We start from the raw sequence: 21,275 nt of genomic DNA, 5'->3' as shown, positions 1-21,275 counted from the left end.
AATAGGGGGCGTGCGCAGCAGGGCGGTCCTGCTGCTCCCGTGCCTCGCTATACTGGTCGCTTGCGCGCGCAGGCGGCCCCGCGTCGTTTTGGAATCAATCCCTTGCGATGACGAGTTCGTGTAGTGCGTGACATGACGTTCGTCTTCCACCGCGCCGTACAGGCGCCAAGAGGCCACCAAAGCCCGCATGCGCCTGTCCACGATCAAGCTCGCCGGTTTCAAATCGTTCGTCGATCCGACCACCCTGCACCTGCCGACCAACATGACCGGCGTGGTGGGGCCCAACGGCTGCGGCAAGTCGAACATCATCGACGCGGTGCGCTGGGTGATGGGCGAATCCTCGGCCAGCCGGCTGCGCGGTGATTCGCTGACCGACGTGATCTTCGCCGGCTCCACCGCGCGCAAGCCGGTGTCGCAGGCGATGGTGGAGCTGATCTTCGACAACAGCGACCACACCATCCAGGGCGAATACGCCGCGTTCAACGAGATTTCGGTCAAACGCACCGTCAGCCGCGACGGCCAGAGCGGTTACTACCTCAACGGCACCAAGTGCCGCCGCCGCGACATCACCGACCTGTTCCTGGGCACGGGCCTGGGCCCGCGCAGCTACTCGATCATCGAGCAGGGCATGATCTCGCAGGTCATCGACGCCAAGCCCGAGGAACTGCGGGTCTACCTCGAGGAAGCGGCCGGCATCTCCAAGTACAAGGAGCGCCGCAAGGAGACCGAGACCCGCATCCGCCACACGCGCGAGAACCTCGACCGCCTGAGCGACCTGCGCGAGGAAGTGGGCAAGCAGCTGCAGCATCTGGCGCGGCAGGCCAAGCAGGCCGAGCAGTACACCGCGATCCAGGCCGAACGGCGCATCCGCGATGCCGAATGGAAGGCGCTGGAGTGGCGCACCCTGGATTCACGGCTGCGCGCGCTGCGCGAGGGGCTGGCCCAGGAAGAAACGCGGCTCGAGCAGTTGATCGCCGAACAGCGCGAGGCCGAGCGCGAGCTCGAGACCGGTCGCGAGCGGCGTCACGAGGCCAGCGAGGCCCTCAACCGCGCGCAGGCCGAGAGTTACGAGGTCAGCGGTCTGCTGGCGCGTCTGGAACAGCAGATCCAGCACCAGCGCGAACTCTCCGCCCGCCTGCTCAAGGCCCGGGACGAGGCACAGGCGCAGCTGGCCGAGATCGGGCAGCACATCGACCAGGACCAGCTGCGGCTGGACACGTTGCACGAGAGCATCGCCGACGCCGAACCGCGTCTGGCGCAGTTGCAGGACGAGGACGCGGTGCGCCAGGACGCACTGCGCGACGCGGAAACGGCGCTCGGCGACTGGCAGTCGCGCTGGGAGGCCCACAATCGCGAACAGGGCGAAGCGGCCCGCGCCGGCGATGTCGAGCGCACCCGGGTGGACTACCTCGACCGCCAGGCGCTGGAAGCCGATCGTCGCCGCCAGCAGCTGCAGGCCGAGCGTGCCGGATTCGACCTCGACGCGCTGGGCGAGGCGTTCACCGACCTGCAGATCCGTCACGACGAGCAGAAGGCCGCGCTGGACACGCTCGGGGAGGAACTCGAAGCGCGCAAAGCGGCGGCCGTCGAACTGCAGGATGCGCAGCGCGGTGCGCAGGAGGACCTCTCCGGCGTACGCAAGCGCGCGCAGGAGGCCCGCGGCCGTCTGGCATCGCTGGAGACACTGCAGCACGCCGCGCTGGGCCAGGAGCAGGGCGCCGCGGTCGAGTGGCTGCGCCAGCGCGGACTCGAGTCCGCCACGCGTGTCGGCGAATCGCTGCGGGTCGAATCGGGCTGGGAGTTCGCCGTCGAAAGTGCGCTCGGACAGCTGATCGAAGGCGTCCTGGTCGAAGGCAGCGGCGTGCCGGCCGACCTGGTCGACGCGCTGGGCGAGCTGGGTGAAAGCCGGCTTGCGCTGGTCTCGGCCGAGACCGGCGAGGCGGCGTTCGCACCGACCTCGCTGGCGACGAAGGTGCAGGGTCCGCTGGCGATCCGCCGCCTGCTCGCCCGCCTGCACGTGGCCGAGACGCTGGCCGAGGCGCGCGCGCTGCAGGCCCGACTCGGCGAAGGCGATTCGGTGATCACCCGGAGCGGCGAGCGCCTCGGCGACGGCTGGGTGCGCGTCTCGCGCTCGGGCGCGGCCAAACAGGGCGCGCTGCTGCGCGAGCGCGAGATCCAGTCGCTGCGCGGGGAGATCGCCACGCTGCAGAACCAGGAGCAGGCGCTCGAGACGCGCATCGCGCAAGGACGCGAACAGTTGCTCGCGGTCGAGCAGCAACGCGAGGACGCGCAGCGGGCGCTGTACGTCGCCCATCGCGCCGTATCCGAACTCGCCGGGCAGGTGCAGAGCCAGCAGGGCCGCGTCGAAGCGGCGCGCACCCGACTGGAGCGTATCGACGCCGACCTCGCGCAATTGCACGAGACCCTCGACGACGCCGCGCAGCAGACCTCCGAAGCCCGCGTGCGTCTGGAAGGTGCGGTCGAACGCATGGCCGAACTCGAAGCGGCGCGCGCCACGCTCGAAGCCGAGCGCCGCACCCTGGTCGAGGCCCGCGAGCAGGCCCGCGCCGCGGCGCGCGAATCGCGCGATACCGCGCACGCGCTTGCGCTCACGCTCGAATCGCAGCGTGCCCAGATCACGTCGTTGACCCAGGCCCTGGCACGCATGGGCGGCCAGCGCGGCCAGATCGACAGCCGCCTGGGCGAACTGTCGGCGCAGCTGGCCAGCGGTGATTCCCCGGTCGATGCGCTCGAGCAGCAGCGCCAGGTGGCGCTCGAGGAACGTGTGCGCACCGAGCGCGCGCTGGCCCAGGCGCGCTCCGCGCTGGAAGGCGTCGACAACGAACTGCGCACCTTCGAGCAGGTGCGTCAGCAGCGTGACGCCCAGGCCCTCACCCAGCGCGAGGCGATCGGCCAGCGGCGCTTGGACCAGCAGGCCCTGGTGATCGCGGCCGATCAGCTGGCTGCACAGGTGGTCGAAGCCGGCTTCGTCGTCGAGGACGTGTTGAACGGGCTCGACGAGACCGCGAACGCCAAGGACTGGGAGAAGACCGTCACCGATTTCGACGCGCGCCTGCGCCGCCTGGAGCCGGTGAACCTCGCCGCGATCGCCGAGCATGCCGAGGCCGCGCAGCGCAAGGAATACCTGGACGCGCAGGACGCCGATCTGACGTCGGCGCTCGACACGCTCGAGGAGGCGATCCGCAAGATCGACCGCGAGACCCGCGGGCGCTTCAAGGACACCTTCGACAAGGTCAATGCCGGTGTTCAGGGCCTGTACCCGCGCCTGTTCGGTGGCGGCCACGCCTACCTCGAACTCACCGGCGACGATCTGCTCGACACCGGCGTGGCGATCATGGCGCGGCCGCCGGGCAAGCGCGTGTCCAACATCTCGCTGCTGTCCGGCGGCGAGAAGGCGATGACCGCGGTGGCGCTGGTGTTCTCGATCTTCCAGTTGAATCCGGCGCCGTTCTGTCTGCTCGACGAGGTGGACGCGCCGCTCGACGAGGCCAACGTCGGCCGCTTCACGGCGATGGTCAAGGAAATGAGCGAGCAGGTGCAGTTCCTGTTCGTCAGCCACAACAAGGCGACGATGGAAGCCGCATCCCAGCTCAGCGGCGTTACCATGCGCGAGCCGGGCGTGAGCCGCCTGGTGTCCGTCGATCTCGCCGAAGCCACGCGTCTGGCCGGCGCTGCCTGATTCCGCCCCAGAGGAGAACACCGCGAATGTCTGACGAGTCGATGCTACGGATCGCGATTGCGGTGGCCGGCGCACTGCTGCTGGCGGCGATCCTGTACTTCGGAACGCGGCCGCGCAGCGGACAGGGCCGGCGTGTCGTGCACGACGACGATGCCCGGGTCGAACCGACGCTCGGCGCGCAGCTCGAGCGGGATCTCGGCGAGGCCGGCGTGGCACGCGAAGCCGGTGACGCGCCGGAGATGCAGGCCGAGATGGACCTGCTCGATCGCACCGTCGGCACCGTGTCGCCCAACAGCGAGCTGGGCAAGCGCAGCACGGATGACTTCGACAAGATCGTCACCCTCTACATCGCCGCGCGCGCCGGCAACGTGCTGCGCGGGCCGGACATCGTGGTCGCCGCGGAAAAGACCGGCCTGACCTATGGCCACATGAACGTGTTCCACCGTCTCGTCGACAATCATCCCGAGCGCGGTCCGATCTTCAGCGTCGCCAACATCCGCAGCCCCGGCAGCTTCGAGATGGCCGAAATCCAGACCCTGGAAACCCCGGCGATCGCATTCTTCCTCACCCTGCCGGCGCCGGTGCGCGCCCTCGATGCCTGGGACGCGATGCTGCCCACCGCCGAACGCATGGCCGAACTGCTCGACGGCGTGTTGCTCGACGAGCAGCGCAACGCGCTCGGCCGTCAGCGCATCGCCGGCCTGCGTGACGAACTCCGCAGCTGGGACCGCGAGCACGAAGTGCCGCCGGTGACGCGCAGCCCGCGCTGGTGAGCCCGGCACGATGGCGATCGCCGGCATCAGCCATCTGACGTTCCTGGTACGGGATCTCGAACGTACGGCGCGTCTGCTGGTGGACGGGCTCGGCGCGCGCGAGGTCTACGACAGCGGCGAGCGCACGCATTCGCTGTCGCCCGAGAAGTTCTTCGTCCTCGGTGGGGTCTGGCTGGTGGCGATGGAGGGCGAACCGCCTGCCGAGCGCAGCTACCGCCACGTGGCGTTCCAGGTGGATGCCGAGGATCTGCCCGGCTACCGCACTCGCCTCGAGCGGCTCGGTGTCGAGATCCGTCCGCCGCGGCCGCGCAGCGAAGGCGAGGGCGAGTCGCTGTACTTCCACGACTTCGACAATCACCTGTTCGAACTGCACGCCGGCACGCTCGACGCGCGTCTCGCCGCCTACGCTGCGACCTCGTAGATCCGCCGCGGCGCGCGCCTGCACGTACGGGCGGACCGCCTACAATCCCCCCCATGCCGACGCCATCGCCTTCCGACCGCGCTGCCGAGCTGCGCGCGCTGATCGAGACCGCCAACCACCGCTATTACGTGCTCGACGACCCGTCGATTCCCGACGCCGAGTACGACGCGCTGTTGCGCGAACTCGAGGCGCTGGAAATCGCACATCCCGAGCTCGCCCGCGACGACTCGCCGACCCGCACGGTGGGCACGCGTCCCGATGGCGGCTTTCCCGAAGTCACCCACGCGATTCCGATGCTGTCGCTGGCCAACGCCTTCGAGACCGCCGGCGTCGGCAGCGACGCCGACGACCGCACCCGCTACGCCGAAGTCGCCGATTTCGAGCGCCGGATCGAGCAGAAGCTCGGTATCGAGTCGCCGGTGTTTTCGGTCGAGCCCAAGCTGGATGGGCTCGCGATCAGCCTGCGCTACGAGGACGGTGTGTTCGTGCAGGGCGCGACCCGCGGTGACGGCGCCACCGGCGAAAACGTCACTGCCAACCTGCGCCAGGTCCGCGCCGTGCCGCTGAAGCTGCGCGACACCGGTGCGCCGCCGCCTGCGGTGCTGGAAGTGCGCGGCGAGATCTACATGCCGCGCAAGGCCTTCGAGGCCTGGAATGCGAAGGCGCTGGAGGCGAACGAGAAGCTGCTTGCGAATCCGCGCAATGGCGCGGCCGGTTCGCTGCGCCAGCTCGACCCGGCGGTCACCCGGCGCAGGCCGCTGGCGTTCTTCGCCTACTCGGTCGGCGAGGTGCGCGGCCTGGAGCTGCCGGAAACCCACTCGCAGACCCTCGCAATGCTGCGGGCGCTGGGCTTCCCGGTCGCCCCCGAGGTCGACACCGCCACCGGCTTCGACGGTCTGATCGCGTATTTCCGACGCATCGGCGCGGCCCGCGACACGTTGCCCTACGACATCGACGGCGTGGTCTACAAGCTCGACGATTTCGACCAGCAGGCGACGATGGGCTTCGTCTCGCGCGCGCCACGCTGGGCACTGGCGCACAAGTTCCCGGCGCAGGAGCAGTCGACGGTGCTGCGCGCGATCGAGGTGCAGGTCGGCCGCACCGGCGCGATCACTCCGGTCGCGCGGCTGGAGCCGGTGCAGGTCGCCGGCGTCACGGTCACCAACGCCACGCTGCACAACGAGGACCAGATCCGCCGGCTCGACGTGCGCGAGGGCGACACGGTGATCGTGCGCCGCGCCGGCGACGTGATTCCCGAGATCGTGCGCGTGATCGAGGCGCGACGCCCCGAAGGCACGGTCGAGTGGACCATGCCGGCGACGTGTCCGGTCTGCGGCTCCGAACTGGTGCGCGAGGAGGGCGCCGCAGCCTGGCGCTGCACGGGCGGCCTCACGTGCCCGGCGCAGCGCAAGGAAGCCGTGCGCCATTTCGCGTCGCGTCGCGCGATGGACATCGAGGGGCTCGGCGACAAGCAGGCCGAGGCGCTGGTCGAGTTCGGGTTCGTGCATTCGCCGGCGGACCTGTTCGCGCTCACCGTCGAGGATCTGGTGCGGATGAAGACCGCGCTCGATGCCGCGACTGCGGCGGACTTCGTGCAGGTGGTCGCCGACAGCAAGGGCGCGCTCGTGCTCGATGCGGAAGGCGAGCAGGTGCTGGCGCAGGAGTCGCCGGTGTGGAAGGACGCCGCGTTCCTGCGCGCGCATCTGCGCGTCGTGACCGGCGGCAAGCTCGCGACGAAATGGGCCGAGAATCTCGTCGCGGGCATCGATGCCGCGCGCACCACCACGCTGCCGCGCTTCCTGTTCGCACTCGGTATTCCGCATCTGGGCGAGACGACGGCCAAGTTGCTCGCACAGTGGCTCGGCACGCTCGATTTCGTGCGCACGACGCCGGCCGTATTGCTTCAGGCACTGCCCGACATCGGCGGAGAAGTGGCGCGTTCGATCGCGACATTCTTCGAACAGCCGGGCAATGTCGAGGTCGTCGATGCGTTGCTCGCGGCCGGCATCACGTTCACCGACGAGGCGGCGCCCTCGGCCGAGCTGCGTGAGCGCCTCGGGCTCGCCCACCTGTTGTCGGCATTGCCGGTCGACAAGCTCGGCGGCAAGAGCGCCGAGCGGCTGGCCGACACCTACGGCACGCTGGAGGCGTTGCTCCGCGCGAACACGAGTGGCTGGACCGGCGCCGGTCTGTCCGGCGCGGGCGCGGACAATCTCGCGGCGTTTCTCGCCGACGCGAACGCGCTGGCCGCACTGCGTGCCAGTGACGCGGCGATGCGTCGCCTGCTCGATGCGGCGCCCATGAAGCGCGTCAAGGCGACCGGTCCGCTCGACGGCAAGACGGTCGTGCTGACCGGCAGCCTGGAGGCGATGACCCGTGACGAGGCGGGCGAACGCCTCGAAGCGCTCGGCGCGAAGATCGCCGGCAGCGTGTCCAGGAAGACGTCGCTGGTCGTCGCCGGCGAAGCGGCGGGATCGAAGCTGACGAAGGCGCAGGAACTGGGCATCGAGATCTGGGACGAGGCGGCGCTGCTCGCATTTCTCGAATCGCAGGCATGAAGGACACATCGGCGCCCTCGGCCCACTTCGACACCTTGCGCCTGCGCGCACGTCTCAATGCCACGCTGCGCGGATTCTTCGCCGGCCGGGCGGTGCCGGAGGTCGAGACGCCGATGCTCTCGCAGGCCGGCAATACCGATCCCAACGTCGCCAGCTTCAGCACGGTCTTCAGTGGCCACGTCTCGGCCGGTGCGCGCACGCGCTGGCTGCGGACGTCGCCCGAGTTTCCGCTCAAACGGCTGCTCGCAGCGGGCTTCGGCGACTGCTACGAACTCGGCCGCGTGTTCCGCGACGGCGAGGCCGGTGGCCGCCACAATCCCGAGTTCACGATGCTCGAGTGGTACCGCGTGGGATGGGACCAGTTCCAGCTGGCCGACGAAACCGTCGCGCTGGTGCAGGCCGCGCTCGCCCTCGTCGGCCGGCGTGCCGAGGTCGTGCAGACGACCTATCGCGCCCTGTATCGCGATGTGCTGGGCCTCGATCCGGTGACGGCCGACGACGGCCATCTGCAGACGGCACTCGGCGACGTGCGGATCGATCCCGAGGGACTGACCCGCGACGACTGGCTCGATCTGCTGATGACCCATCGCCTCCAGCCGGCGAACCCCGCCGACCGGATCCTCGTCGTCCACGACTACCCGGCCTCGCAATGCATGCTCGCCCGCGTCGTCGAGCGCGACGGCGTGCCGGTGGCCGAGCGCTTCGAGCTGTATCTCGGCGCGCTGGAACTCGCGAACGGCTATCACGAGCTGGCCGACGGCGCGGAGCAGCGCGGGCGCTTCGAGCGGGATCACGCGGTGCGCCGCGCGCGCGGCGGCGATCTGCCCGCGATCGACAACGCGCTGCTCGCTGCGCTCGATGCGGGATTTCCGGACTGCGCAGGTGTGGCGCTTGGAGTCGACCGGTTGATGATGGCGATGCTGGGGACCGGGCGGATTGCCGATGTGGTCGCGTTCGATTTCGCGCGGGCCTAGGGCCGTCCCGGCAGGTCCGTCTTTGTCCGTCATTCCCGCGAAGGCGTGAATCCAGCGCCTGAGGGCTTGAAGGTCTGAAGGCGGAGATGGTCGGCCGCGAGATGGTTGAAACGCGTATCGGATCCGCTGGCGTAATGGAATTTCTCAGGGCGGTCTCGGGTGGAGAGGGAGATTCCGGCACGCAGGTCTGCCTGGCGTTCGCTCCGTCGCATGTGCTTTTGCTTTGCTTTCGCTTCTGCTCTGGCTCGGCTTTGTTTCGCTTTGCGCCTTTGATCTTTGGAGCCGTAAAGCGAGCCGAGCATCGCAGGGCAGCGGGGCCGAAGAGCAGCCCATGTCTGAGCGCAGCGAGTTTGGGCTGCGTGCCCCACTGACCGAGAAGCGCAGGGGCCCGCCGCGGCTTCATGCGGCGGATCGCGTCCGGCGAAGGGACTTTTTGGTTCCTTTTTGGTCCTTCAAAAAGGGACTCGCACGCGCAGCGGGCGAAAGCTGTGCACTTGCTTCGTTTGCTTGTCTTGCGTGGCCGCGCCTAACCGCGAAGAACAGAGCTTTCGCGCTGTTCGCGCGGCTTACTTTTGTCTTGTCAAAAGTAAGCAAAACCGCCTTTGCCGGGCGCGAGCCGACGCGGCTGCGCCGCGCCGGTCCCCTGTGCTCCTCGCCTGACGCGGCACATTGGGACCTTTACGGTTCCGCAGCCCAAACTCGCTGCGCTCAGACATGGGCTGCTCTTCGGCCGCGTCAGACTGCGGTGCTCGGCTCGCTTTACGGCTCGAACTTCAAAGGCTGGAAGCCAAGCCAAGCCAAACCCAAGGCCAAGGCCAAGGCCAAGGGCGAAGGCAAAGGCCACAGGCAAAGGCAGGGTATGGAGGCAGGAAAGGCCGACGCAGAACCCCAAGCCGAAAGCGGACACGCGGCCGGCGTCCGCTTTTCATAGAAGCGACCGCGCGCCGTCGCGTTCTGACCGCGCCAATCCGGGCAGGAATCTTCGATGTAGCCGCTAGCCCTCATCTCCGATCAACAGCAATCCAGCATCCCCGATCTACAATTGCCCCATGAACGCATCCCCCCTCGACTTCGACCGCTACGACCACATCCGCCCGATCCTGTGGACCGGCGACACGCTCGAATTGCTGGACCAGCGCAAGCTGCCGTTCGTCGTCGAGCACGTCGGTTGCACCACCAGCGACGATGTCGCGCAGGCGATCCACGCCCTGACCGTGCGCGGCGCGCCGGCGATCGGGATCGCCGCGGCCTGGGGCGCGGTGCTCGGTGCGCGCGAGATCGAGGCCGAGGACGGCGACGCCGCGCTGATGAAGCTCGAGCCTGCGCTGCAGCGGCTCAATGCGGCGCGGCCGACGGCGGTGAATCTGGCCTGGGCGCTGGCGCGGATGCGGCGCGTGCTGGCGACATCGGGCGCGGACTGGCGCGAGGCGCTGGAACGCGAGGCGCAGGCGATCGCCGAGGAAGACCTCGCTGCGAACCGGCATATGGGCGCGCTCGGCGCGGATCTCATCGCACCCGGCAGCGGCGTGCTGACCCATTGCAATACCGGCTCGCTGGCCACGGCCGGCTTCGGCACCGCGCTGGGCGTGATCCGCGCCGGCATGGCGCAGGGGCGCATCGGCAAGGTGTTCGCCGGCGAAACCCGGCCCTGGCTGCAGGGCGCGCGCCTGACGGTGTGGGAACTGCAGCAGGACGGCATCGATGCGACACTGATCGCGGACTCCGCGGCCGCGCACCTGATGAAGACCGGTGCGGTGCAGTGGATCGTCGTCGGCGCCGACCGCATCTGCGCCAACGGCGACACCGCCAACAAGATCGGCACCTATCAGCTCGCGATCGCCGCGCGACACCACGGCGTCAAGGTCATGGTCGTCGCGCCGTCGTCGACGGTGGACATGGACACCGCCTCGGGCGATTTGATCGAGATCGAGCAGCGTGATCCCGGCGAGCTGTTCGGTGTCGGCGGCAGTCGCACCGTGGCCGACGGCATCCAGGCCTGGAATCCGGTCTTCGACGTCACGCCCGGCGATCTGGTCGACGCGATCGTGACCGAGCGCGGCGTGGTCGAACGTCCGACGACCGAGGCGATGCGCGCCGTGTTCGGCTGAAGCAGCGCCCCGGGGGCGAGCGGCTTCGTCGCTGCTGCACGTACCGCCTGCACCCCGTCATGGCGCCCCGGTCGGTGTGCCCGCAAGGCGGTGCCCGCATGTCGCGTCCAGGGATCCGGCGCGAAACAGCGCCCGACCCCATGAAAAGCCCAGCGCCGAGATACGCAAGTGGTTGTTTTAGCGCTGGAAACCTTGGGGCGGAGCCTCGCTTCGTGCTATGATTTCCTGTCGTTTTGATCGCGTCGCCGGTGGCCGGTACGCGCAGCGCGGGCGGATGTCGCCGGCGGCTGGAAACCGCGCCGCGCAGACAGGATGCAAGCCCACTCGATGGTCGATTCCGCGAAAGAAATCATCCCCGTCAACCTCGAAGACGAGATGCGCAGGAGCTACCTCGATTACGCGATGAGCGTGATCGTGGGTCGTGCGCTCCCCGACGTCCGCGACGGGCTCAAGCCCGTGCACCGCCGTGTGCTGTTCGCGATGAACGAGCTCGGCGCGCACAGCAACAAGCCGTACTTCAAGTCGGCGCGTATCGTCGGCGACGTCATCGGCAAGTACCACCCGCACGGCGACCAGTCGGTGTACGACACGCTGGTGCGCATGGCCCAGCCGTTCTCGCTGCGCTACATGCTGGTCGACGGGCAGGGCAACTTCGGTTCGGTCGACGGCGATTCGGCGGCGGCGATGCGTTACACCGAGGCGCGCATGGCGCGGCTCACCCACGAGCTGATGGCCGACATCGACAAGGAAACCGTCGATTTCCAGCCCAATTACGACGAGAAGGAACTCGAGCCGTCGGTGATGCCGACGCGCTTTCCGAATCTTCTGGTCAATGGCTCGGCCGGCATCGCCGTCGGCATGGCCACCAACATCCCGCCGCACAATCTGGGTGAGGTCGTCGATGCGCTGATCGCGCTGATCGACAACCCCGAGATCGACATCGACGGCCTGATGGACTACATCCCCGGCCCCGATTTCCCGACCGCGGGCATCATCAACGGCGTCGGTGGCATCCATCTGGCGTATCGCACCGGTCGCGGCCGCGTGCGCATGCGTGCGCGCGCGGAGATCGAGGTCGCCGACAACGGCCGCGAGGCGATCGCGGTCACCGAGATTCCCTACCAGGTCAACAAGGCCCGGCTGATCGAGAAGATCGCCGAGCTGGTGAAGGAAAAGAAGCTCGAAGGCATCAGCGAACTGCGCGACGAGTCCGACAAGGACGGCATGCGCATCTACATCGAGGTCAAGCGCGGCGAATCGGCCGAGGTGGTGCTCAACAACCTCTATTCGCAGACGCAGATGGAGTCGGTGTTCGGCATCAACATGGTGGCACTGGTCGACGGCCGCCCGCAGCTGCTGAACCTCAAGCAGATCCTCGAGGCCTTCATCCGCCATCGCCGCGAAGTGGTGACGCGGCGGACGATCTTCGAGCTGCGCAAGGCGCGCAACCGCGCGCACATTCTCGAAGGCCTGACGGTCGCGCTCGCCAACATCGACGAGATGATCGAGCTGATCAAGACCTCGGCGAACCCGAACGAAGCCCGCGAGCGCATGCTGGCGCGGACCTGGGCACCGGGCCTGGTGGCCTCGCTGCTCGGCGCCGCCGGCGCGGACGCGTCGCGACCGGAAGATCTGCCCGAGGGCGTGGGCCTGATCGAGGGCATGTACCAGCTCACCGAGACCCAGGCCCAGCAGATCCTCGAGATGCGTCTGCACCGCCTGACCGGGCTGGAGCAGGACCGTCTCACCGAGGAATACAAGCAGCTGCTGGAGACCATCCGCGGGCTGATCGAGATCCTCGAGGATCCCGACGTGCTGCTCGAGGTGATCCGCACCGAGCTGCGCAACGTCAAGGACGAATTCGGCGACGAACGCCGCAGCGAGATCCGCGCCAGCGAAGAGGACCTCGACATCCTCGACCTCATCGCGCCGGAAGACGTGGTGGTCACCCTGTCGCATTCCGGCTACGCCAAGCGCCAGCCGGTCAGCGCGTATCGTGCGCAGAAGCGCGGCGGCCGGGGCCGCAATGCGGCGGCCACCAAGGACGAGGACTTCATCGAGCAGCTGTGGCTGGTCAACACCCACGACACGCTGTTGACCTTCACCAGCGCCGGCCGCGTCTTCTGGCTGCCGGTGCATCAGCTGCCCGACGCCGGCCCGAACGCCCGCGGCCGGCCGATCATCAACTGGATTCCGCTCGAAGCCGACGAGAAGGTGCAGGCCGTGGTGCCGGTGCGCGAGTACGTCGACGGACACTACGTGTTCTTCGCCACGCGCGCGGGCACGGTCAAGAAGACACCGCTGACCGAATTCGCCTATCGCCTGGCGCGCGGCAAGATCGCGATCCGCCTCGACGAGGGCGATGCGCTGATCGGCGTGGCCCTCACCGACGGCGACAAGGACGTGCTGCTGTTCGCCTCGAACGGCAAGACGGTGCGCTTCGCCGAGGATCGCGTGCGGTCGATGGGCCGTACGGCCGGCGGCGTGCGCGGCATCCGTCTGGCGGCGGGCGAGCAGGTGGTGAGCCTGATCGTGGCCGACAGTGCGGGCGGGGCGGTGGACGACGAGACCGCGGACGAGGCCGGCGAGGACGTGGCGGTCGACACCGGGGACGAGGCCGTGGTGGTCCAGACCGGGGCCGGCGACGACATTCCGTACATCCTCACCGCCACCGAGAACGGCTACGGCAAGCGCACGCCGCTGTCGGAATATCCGTGCAAGGGGCGTGGCACCCAGGGCGTCATCGGCATCCAGACCACCGAGCGCAACGGGCCGCTGGTCGGCGCGGTGCTGCTGCGCAATCACGATGAAGTGCTGCTGATCTCCAACGGCGGCACCCTGGTGCGTACGCGTGCGTCCGAAATCGCGCGCGTGGGCCGCAACACCCAGGGCGTGACCCTGATGCGTCTGTCCAAGGACGAGCGCCTGCAGGGCATCGAGCGCGTCGACGGCTCGATCGACGACGAGGTCGTCGATGACGGCATGGCGCCGCCGCCGGCGGTCGATGCCGCGCCGGCCACGGACACGCCGTCGCCGGACGCCTGATCCGTTCGCATCGCACCGCCCGGTGCGGTGCGAACCGTCGCGTCGACCGCGTCGAAGCCGCCGCACGGTGCCGCCTGGCACCTGCGGTTCCGCGCGGGGAGGCCCGCATGCGGTGCGAAGGCCGCGTCGGCCCATCGACGGGGACGGTTCCGCCGTTCCTGTGGCCCGCGCGGTGAACGTCCGCCGTCCTGCCCGTTCGCACCAGCCGGTAGAATCCGCCGATGCCTCTCCTGACTTTGAATGACGTCGACTACAGCGTCGGCGGCCCCTTGCTGCTGGACGGCGTCGAGTTTTCGATCGAACGCGGCGAACGGGTGGCCCTGATCGGCCGCAACGGTGCCGGCAAGTCCACGCTGATGCGTCTGATCGACGGTGAACTGAAACCCGACGACGGCGACATCCGCCGCGAACAGGGCGTCCGCGTCACACGGCTCGAACAGGAAGTGCCCGCCGGCGCGGGCGGCAGCGTCTTCGACGTCGTCGCCGAGGGACTGGGCGAGGCGGGCGCGGCGCTGGCCGAATACCACCGCCTGCTGCACGCCGAAGACTACGACGCGCTGGCCGACGTGCAGGCGCGCATCGAGGCGCTCGACGGCTGGCGCATCGACCAGCGCGTGACCGAAGTGCTCGAACGCCTGCAGCTCGACGGCGACGCGGTGTTTTCGGCGTTGTCGGGCGGCATGAAGCGCCGTGTGCTGCTGGCACGCGCGGTGGTGTCGGCACCGGACATCCTGCTGCTCGACGAGCCCACCAACCACCTCGACATCGCCGCGATCGACTGGCTCGAGGGCTTTCTGAAGCAGTGGGCGGGCGCCATCGTGTTCGTCACCCACGATCGGCGCTTCCTGCGTGCCCTGGCCACCCGGATCGTCGAAATCGACCGGGGCCAGCTGACGTCGTGGCCGGGCGACTGGGACAACTACGTGCGTCGCCGCGAAGAGCGGCTCAATGCCGAGGCGCAGGAGCAGGCGCGTTTCGACAAGCTGCTGGCCCAGGAAGAGGCGTGGATCCGGCAGGGCATCAAGGCCCGGCGCACCCGCGACGAAGGCCGCGTGCGCCGGCTCAAGGCGATGCGCAACGAGCGCGCGCAGCGGCGCGATCTCACTGGCAATGTGCGCATGGCCGCCGCGTCGGCCGGCAACTCGGGCAAGAAGGTCGTCGAGCTGGACGATGTGTCGTTCCGCTTCGGCGAGCGGCGTCTGATCGACGGCTTCTCGACGACGATCTTTCGCGGCGACCGCGTCGGTCTGATCGGTGCCAACGGCACCGGCAAGACCACGCTGCTCAAGCTGCTGCTCGGTGAGCTGCAGCCGCAGACGGGGGCTGTGAAGACCGGCACCCAACTGCAGATCGCCTATTTCGACCAGTACCGCGCCACCTTGCGCGAAGACTGGAATGCGCTGGAGAACGTCGCCGAAGGCCAGGATTTCGTCGAGATCAACGGCACGCGCAAGCATGTGATCGGCTATCTGCAGGATTTCCTGTTCACGCCCGAACGCGCGCGTGCGCCGATCACCCGGCTCTCGGGCGGCGAGCGCAACCGCCTGTTGCTGGCCAAGCTGTTCGCGCAGCCGTCGAACCTGCTGGTGATGGACGAACCCACCAACGATCTCGACGTCGAGACGCTGGAACTGCTCGAGGAATTGCTGGCCGACTATCCGGGCACGCTGTTGCTGGTCAGCCACGACCGCGATTTCCTCGACAATGTGGTCACCTCGACCCTGGTGATGGAAGGCGAGGGCCGGGTGGGCGAGTACATCGGCGGGTACGAGGACTGGCTGCGCCAGCGCGCGGAGCCGGGCACCGGGCTGCCGGCGGCGACACTGGGGATGCGCAGGCCCGAACCTGCTGCCGCGCCGGCCGCCGCTCCCGTGACGGCGGCCTCCGAGCCGCCGGCGGCGAAGCGCAAACTGAGCTACAAGGACCAGCGCGAACTCGAGCAGTTGCCGGCGCGGATCGAACAGCTGGAGGCCGAGATCGCCACGCTGACCGCCGCCATGAACGATCCCGCGTTCTACCAGCGCGACGCGGCCGCGATCACCGCGCACGGCGCCTCGCTGCAGGCCACGCAGGAGGCGCTCGATGCGGCCTACCAGCGCTGGACCGAACTGGACGCCTGAGGCGCGCGTATGCACGAGGTCCACCTCCGACCTGTACGCAGGGGCGCGATGCCGGGGCGCGCGCCGTGCTGATCACCCGTCCGCTGCCCGCCGAAACCGACCTGCTCGCGCTGCATCGCGCGGCGCCGGATCGCTATCCGCTGCTGCTGCAGTCGGTGGCCCACGGCACCGCGCACGCGCGCTGGGATCTGCTGCTGGCAGCCGACGGCGCGCAGTTGGCGCTCGGCACCGACGGCCGGACCCGTGATGCGAACGGGCACGTCGTCGAGGGCGGCTTTCTCGCCGCGCTCGATGCCGCGTGGCAGGCGGCACGTGTCGAACGCGAGGCGCCCCGCTGGCCGTTCCGCGGCGGATGGGCGCTGTTTCTGGGCTACGAGCTCGCGGGCCAGGTGGAACCGGTGCTGCACCTGCCGGGCGCGCCGGGCGGCCTGCCGGTCGCGGTGGCGCGGCGCTGTCCGGCAGCGATCCTGCGCGACCACGGCAGCGGTGAGTGCGTCGCTGTCGCGGAAGCCGATCACGAAGCACTGCTCGAGCAACTGCTCGCCGACGCCGCCGAGCCCGACCGCGCCGCGCTGCCCGGCTGGACGCCGCCGTCGGTGATCGACGAAGACCCCGACACACGGTTTCTCGAAGGCGTGCGCCGGGTGCTGGACTATCTCGCGGCCGGCGACGTGTTCCAGGCCAATCTCTCGCGTGGCTGGCGTGCACGTTTCGATGCGCCGCTGGATCCGGCGGCGCTGTACGCGCGGCTGCGCCAGCACAACCCGGCACCGTTCGCCGGCCTGTTCGCGGGTAATGGCTGGGCCGTCGCCAGCGCGTCGCCGGAACGGCTCGTATCCATCCGCGGCGACGTGGTCGAGACCCGTCCGATCGCCGGCACCCGTGCGCGCTTCGACGGCGACGACGACGCGGCGCGCATCGGTGAGCTGGTCGGGCATCCCAAGGAGCGCGCCGAGCACGTGATGCTGGTCGATCTGGAGCGCAACGACCTCGGGCGCGTCTGCACGCCGGGTTCGGTCGAGGTCGACGAGCTGATGTGCGTGGAGAGCTATGCCCACGTCCACCACATCGTCAGCAATGTCCGCGGTCGGCTGCGCGACGGTGTCACGCCGGGCGAGGTCATCGCCGCCGTGTTTCCCGGTGGCACCATCACCGGCTGCCCCAAGGTGCGCTGCATGCAGATCATCGCCGAGCTCGAGGGGCAGGGCCGTGGCGCCTACACCGGTGCGATGGGCTGGCTGAACCGCGACGGCGATCTGGATCTCAACATCCTGATCCGCAGCGCCGAGGTCGAGGGCCACGAGGCGCGTTTCCGCACCGGCGCCGGCATCGTCGCCGACTCCGATCCGCAGCGCGAACTCGACGAGACCCGCGCCAAGGCCCGCGGCACGCTGCGTGCGCTGGGCGTCGATGGCTGATACCGGGCGACGTCGAGGCCGCGTTGGCGACGCATCCCGGCCGCCACGGTATCCTGCGGGCCCTGTCGCGATCCCAGACGGCCACCGCCGCCCATGACCGAACCCGTGAAACGCCGAGGCCGCCGCATCGGCCTGTTCCTGCTGCTGTGCCTGCTCGCGCTCGGCGCTGTGGCCGCCTATCTGCTCCACGACCGCTACACCGGCTTCGCCGACGCACCGCTGGCGGGCGTGCAGGCGGGACAGACCTTCGTCGTCGAGCGCGGGGATTCCTTCCAGCGTGTGCTCGGCCGGCTGCGCGAAGCCGGCATCGTCGAAGGACACGAACTCGAATGGCGCGCACTGGCGCGGCAGCTCGGCGCCGATGCGCGCATCCAGGTCGGCGAGTATCCGCTCGACCCCACGGTCACGCCGCGCGAGCTGCTGGTGCGCATGCGCGATGGCCGGGTGATCCGTCATCGTTTCACCATCGTCGAGGGCTGGAACATGCGCGAGCTGCGCGCGGCGCTGGCCCGTGCCGAGCCGCTGGCGCAGACGGTGCAGGACATGGATGACGCCGCGCTGATGTCCGCGCTGGGACGCGAAGGCGTGCATCCTGAAGGTCGTTTCCTGCCCGAGACCTATCTCTACACGCGCGGCGATCGCGACATCGACCTGCTGCGCCGCGCGAACACCGCGCTGGAGGCCGCACTCGATCATGCCTGGGAGACGCGCGCCGACGGCCTGGCGCTGAAGGACCGTGAAGAGGCGCTGGTGATGGCCTCGATCATCGAAAAGGAAACCGGCGTCGCCGACGAACGTCCGCAGATCTCGGGCGTGTTCAACCGCCGCCTTCAGGTGGGCATGCGCCTGCAGACCGATCCCACCGTGATCTACGGCATGGGCACGGCCTACGACGGCAATATCCGCCGCCGCGACCTGCAGACCGATACGCCGTACAACACCTACACCCGCGACGGCTTGCCGCCGACGCCGATCGCGATGGCCGGCAAGGCGGCGATCGAGGCCGCCACGCATCCGGCCGATGGCGACGCGCTGTACTTCGTCGCCCTGGGCGACGGCAGTGGCCGCCACGTGTTCTCGCGCACCTATGCCGAGCACAACGCGGCGGTGCGCGAGTACGTGCGCCGCTACCGCGCCCGGTTCTCGGGCGGCAACGCCGGCGCGGACGCGGCGGCCGACGATGCCGCGCCGCCGAACGAGGCCGAGGTCGAGGCCGCGGTGGGCGCAGGCGCCGAGGCATCGGGCGAATGAGTGCGTTGCGCGCGTACCCGCGCTTCATCACCATCGAGGGCGGCGAGGGGGCCGGCAAGAGCACGGTGCTGCACGCACTGCGCGACGCTCTGGCGGGCGAGAGCGAGGTGGTGTGCACGCGGGAACCGGGCGGTACGCCACTGGCCGAGCGCATCCGCGGCCTGCTCCTCGATCCGGGCCACGAACCGGCGGCGGCCGACACCGAGCTGCTGCTGGTCTTCGCCGCGCGCGCGCAGCATGTGCGCGAGGTCGTCATCCCCGCGCTCGAGCGGGGCGCCTGGGTCATCAGCGACCGCTTCACCGATTCGAGCTACGCCTACCAGGGCGGCGGCCGCGGGATCGCAGCCGAGCGCATCGCCGCGCTCGAACACGGCTATGTCGGGATCGAGCCGGCGCTGACCCTGCTGCTCGATCTCGGCGTGGCCCAGGGCCGTGACCGCGCCCGTGCGCGCGATGCGGTGCCCGACCGGATCGAGGCCGAGCACGACGCGTTCTTCGAGCGGGTACGCGCGGCGTTTCTCGAACGTGCCGCCGCCCACCCCGCGCGTGTCCACGTCATCGACGCCGCACGCGCCGCCGACGTGGTGGCGGCGGACGCGGTGCGCGCCGTGCAGTCCCTGCGTGTGCCGGCATGAGCGAGGCCTCGCCCGCACTGGCACCTTGGCAGGCGCGCATTCTGGCGCGTACCCGCGAGACCCTGGACGCCCAGCGCCTCGGCCATGCGCTGCTGTTCTGCGGCCCGGCGCTGCTGGGCAAGCGCGCGGTTGCCGAGGCGCTCGCTGCGCACATTCTGGGCGCTGAGGCCGATTCCCGCGTCGCGCAGCTGATCGCGGCGGGCACCCACCCGGATTTCCACCGGGTGTCGTTCATCCCCACGAAGGACGGCACCAGGCTGCGCAGCGAAATCGTCATCGAGCAGATCCGCGAGCTGTCGCAAAAGCTCTCGCTGACGCCGCAATACGGACGGGCCCAGGTGGCGATCGTGGATCCGGCCGACGCGGTCAACACCGCGGCGTGCAACGCCTTGCTCAAGACGCTCGAGGAACCGCAGCCCGGCCGGCATCTGTGGCTGGTGGCGGCCAATCCCGCACGTCTGCCGGCGACGATCCGCAGCCGCTGCCAGCGCATCGAATTCCGTCTGCCGCCGCGTGACGAAGCCCTGGCCTGGCTGGCGGCGCGCGGACACGCCGCGGCCGATGCCGGCGAGGCGCTCGAGGCGGCGCAAGGCCATCCCGGCCTCGCCGCCGACTGGCTGGACACCGGCGGCCTGCAGTTGCGGCGCGAGGTGCACAAGGACCTCACCGGCCTGGCGCGCGGTGACCTCGCGGCCGTGGCGACCGCGCAGCGCTGGGCCGGCGACGCGCACGCGGCGTCGCGCCTGCGGCATGCGGCCGATCTCGCACTCGCGCGTGCGGCCGGCTTGACCGATCCGGCGGGAATCTGGAAGCTGGCCGCGTGGTTCGACGCGGCCAATCGCACACGTGACCTGCTCCGGACGACGGTCCGCGCCGATCTGGCGATCACCGAACTGCTGCTGGCCTGGCGTGACAGCGCCAAGCGCCTCTGACTTCACACGCTGGGAATGACGCAATGAGTGCAACCGGAGCAGGCGCGCGGCAGGGCATCCTGTCGTTGGCGGTCAAGGACAAGGCGGCGCTGTACAACGCCTACATGTCCTATCTCAAGCACGGCGGCATCTTCGTGCCCACACCGAAGCGTTATTTCCTCGGCGACGAGGTGTTCCTGCTGCTGACGCTGCCCGAATCGTCCGATCGCCTGCCGACCGCCGGCAAGGTGGTCTGGGTGACGCCGGCCGGCGCCCAGGGCAATCGCACCGCCGGTGTCGGCGTGCAGTTCGCCGACACACCCGAAGGCGACGCGCTCAAGGGCCGGATCGAGACCCTGCTCGCCGGCACCCTGAACTCCGAGAAGCCGACCCACACGATGTGACGGTCGGGCGCGCGACCCTCATCGCGTATCGGCGAACATCGCCCGCAGGCCGGGATGCCGGATTTCGACCACGTCGAACAGGCCGGCCGCGCGCAGGTAGCTCGCGCGCCGCAGCAGTTCGTCCTCGTAGCGGCGGCGGAGCGCTTCGTCGTCTTCCTCGTCGATCGCCAGCCGCGCGAGTTCCGAGAATTCCTCGATCCACCCCAGTGCCGCATAGGCGTCCGAGGCGCCCGACGTGCCGCCCACGTCCGCACCGTCTGATTCATTGTGCACGCCGCCCACGCTCGCCTCCTCGGACCTGAATGAACCGTCTGGACGGTATAGTCTAGAATCGGCCTCCCACCGTCAACGTCCTCGGCTTCCCATGATCCGCAAGCCTCGCAGCGATGCCCGCACGCGCATCCTCGACGCCGCGCTCGCCGTGGCCGATCGGGTCGGGGCGGCGAATCTCACGCTCGATGCGGTGGCCGCCGACGCCGGCGTCAGCAAAGGCGGGCTGCTCTACCACTTCGCCAGCAAGGACCAGCTGCTGCGCGCCGTCGTCGAGCACCACATGGCCGAGCACCAGCGTGACCTCGATCTCGCGACGGCGCAGTTCCCGGCCACGCCGGGCGGCTATCTGCAGGCGTTCGTCCACGCGCAACGCGGGGAACTGGCAGCCAAGCGCGAGCAGCCGGGTACCACGCGCTCGTTCATCGCCGCAGCCGTCAATACGCCCGATCTGCTCGAGCAGCCGCGTGCGCGGGCCCATGCGCACACCGAGCGCCTGCGCCAGCTGGGCCCCGACTTCATCGAGGGCCTGCTGGTGACGTTGGCGCTCGACGGCCTGTTCTTCCGCGACACGTTCGAGATGCTCGATCTCGATGACGGCGAGCGCGACCGGCTCATGCAGGCGCTGGGCGAGCGCGCCGCCGCGGTTGCGGCCAGGACCGGATCGCCGGAGTGAACGCGGACCGC

General features: G+C 69.5%; 16 protein-coding genes. 15 read left to right on the top strand and 1 reads right to left on the bottom strand.

Going from position 1 to position 21,275, the window contains the following annotated elements; genetic code table 11:
• Nucleotides 1–187 precede the first annotated feature (187 nt).
• The 14 genes from smc (at nucleotide 188) to PQS31_RS14780 (ending at nucleotide 20,318) form a co-directional block, all read left to right on the top strand.
• A complete protein-coding gene (gene smc, locus PQS31_RS14845; protein WP_272763527.1) occupies nucleotides 188–3,700 on the top strand; it encodes a chromosome segregation protein SMC in 3,513 nt (1,170 codons plus the stop codon).
• 26 nt (nucleotides 3,701–3,726) lie between these two features.
• Complete coding sequence (gene zipA / locus PQS31_RS14840) at nucleotides 3,727–4,473, top strand: cell division protein ZipA (RefSeq protein WP_272763526.1); 747 nt, start codon at nucleotides 3,727–3,729, stop codon at nucleotides 4,471–4,473.
• A 10-nt stretch (nucleotides 4,474–4,483) separates the two neighbouring features.
• A complete protein-coding gene (fosX, locus tag PQS31_RS14835; RefSeq protein ID WP_272763525.1) occupies nucleotides 4,484–4,894 on the top strand; it encodes a FosX/FosE/FosI family fosfomycin resistance hydrolase in 411 nt (136 codons plus the stop codon).
• A gap of 53 nt (nucleotides 4,895–4,947) precedes the next feature.
• Complete coding sequence (ligA, locus tag PQS31_RS14830) at nucleotides 4,948–7,452, top strand: NAD-dependent DNA ligase LigA (RefSeq protein WP_272763524.1); 2,505 nt, start codon at nucleotides 4,948–4,950, stop codon at nucleotides 7,450–7,452.
• On the top strand, nucleotides 7,449–8,426 hold the full coding sequence (gene epmA, locus PQS31_RS14825; RefSeq protein ID WP_272763523.1) for an EF-P lysine aminoacylase EpmA: 978 nt from the start codon (nucleotides 7,449–7,451) through the stop codon (nucleotides 8,424–8,426). The genes ligA and epmA overlap by 4 nt, the downstream gene beginning before the upstream one ends.
• Before the next feature lie 331 nt (nucleotides 8,427–8,757).
• Nucleotides 8,758–9,357: a hypothetical protein gene (locus PQS31_RS14820; RefSeq protein ID WP_272763522.1), complete on the top strand. Its 600-nt coding sequence runs from the start codon at nucleotides 8,758–8,760 to the stop codon at nucleotides 9,355–9,357.
• Nucleotides 9,358–9,475: 118 nt separating this feature from the next.
• Nucleotides 9,476–10,534, top strand: a complete 1,059-nt coding sequence (gene mtnA, locus PQS31_RS14815; protein ID WP_272763521.1) for an S-methyl-5-thioribose-1-phosphate isomerase — start codon at nucleotides 9,476–9,478, stop codon at nucleotides 10,532–10,534.
• Between the two features lie 327 nt (nucleotides 10,535–10,861).
• Entirely contained in the window at nucleotides 10,862–13,579 is a 2,718-nt protein-coding gene (gene gyrA / locus PQS31_RS14810) for a DNA gyrase subunit A (protein ID WP_272763553.1), read from the top strand.
• A gap of 221 nt (nucleotides 13,580–13,800) precedes the next feature.
• The gene (locus tag PQS31_RS14805) at nucleotides 13,801–15,699 is read left to right on the top strand and encodes an ATP-binding cassette domain-containing protein (protein ID WP_272763520.1); all 1,899 of its coding nucleotides are present in this window, start codon (nucleotides 13,801–13,803) and stop codon (nucleotides 15,697–15,699) included.
• A gap of 65 nt (nucleotides 15,700–15,764) precedes the next feature.
• Entirely contained in the window at nucleotides 15,765–17,117 is a 1,353-nt protein-coding gene (locus PQS31_RS14800; RefSeq protein ID WP_272763519.1) for an aminodeoxychorismate synthase component I, read from the top strand.
• 93 nt (nucleotides 17,118–17,210) lie between these two features.
• Entirely contained in the window at nucleotides 17,211–18,368 is a 1,158-nt protein-coding gene (mltG, locus tag PQS31_RS14795; protein WP_272763518.1) for an endolytic transglycosylase MltG, read from the top strand.
• Nucleotides 18,365–19,003, top strand: coding sequence for a dTMP kinase (gene tmk / locus PQS31_RS14790; protein ID WP_272763517.1), 639 nt, complete (start codon nucleotides 18,365–18,367; stop codon nucleotides 19,001–19,003). The genes mltG and tmk overlap by 4 nt, the downstream gene beginning before the upstream one ends.
• Nucleotides 19,000–19,935 carry a DNA polymerase III subunit delta' gene (locus tag PQS31_RS14785; protein ID WP_272763516.1) on the top strand — a complete coding sequence of 312 codons (936 nt, stop codon included), beginning with the start codon at nucleotides 19,000–19,002 and terminating at the stop codon, nucleotides 19,933–19,935. The genes tmk and PQS31_RS14785 overlap by 4 nt, the downstream gene beginning before the upstream one ends.
• Before the next feature lie 23 nt (nucleotides 19,936–19,958).
• The gene (locus PQS31_RS14780; protein WP_272763515.1) at nucleotides 19,959–20,318 is read left to right on the top strand and encodes a PilZ domain-containing protein; all 360 of its coding nucleotides are present in this window, start codon (nucleotides 19,959–19,961) and stop codon (nucleotides 20,316–20,318) included.
• 18 nt (nucleotides 20,319–20,336) lie between these two features.
• Here PQS31_RS14780 and PQS31_RS14775 read toward each other — a convergent pair whose 3' ends face one another.
• Nucleotides 20,337–20,591: a hypothetical protein gene (locus tag PQS31_RS14775; protein WP_272763514.1), complete on the bottom strand. Its 255-nt coding sequence runs from the start codon at nucleotides 20,589–20,591 to the stop codon at nucleotides 20,337–20,339.
• A 91-nt stretch (nucleotides 20,592–20,682) separates the two neighbouring features.
• Here PQS31_RS14775 and PQS31_RS14770 point away from each other — a divergent pair, with 91 nt between their 5' ends.
• Entirely contained in the window at nucleotides 20,683–21,264 is a 582-nt protein-coding gene (locus PQS31_RS14770) for a TetR/AcrR family transcriptional regulator (protein ID WP_272763513.1), read from the top strand.
• Nucleotides 21,265–21,275 lie beyond the last annotated feature (11 nt).

Source organism: Luteimonas sp. BLCC-B24, from assembly GCF_028550595.1.
In the GTDB taxonomy this organism is placed as follows: Bacteria; Pseudomonadota; Gammaproteobacteria; order Xanthomonadales; family Xanthomonadaceae; genus Luteimonas.
This window is presented reverse-complemented; position numbering and strand designations above follow the sequence as displayed.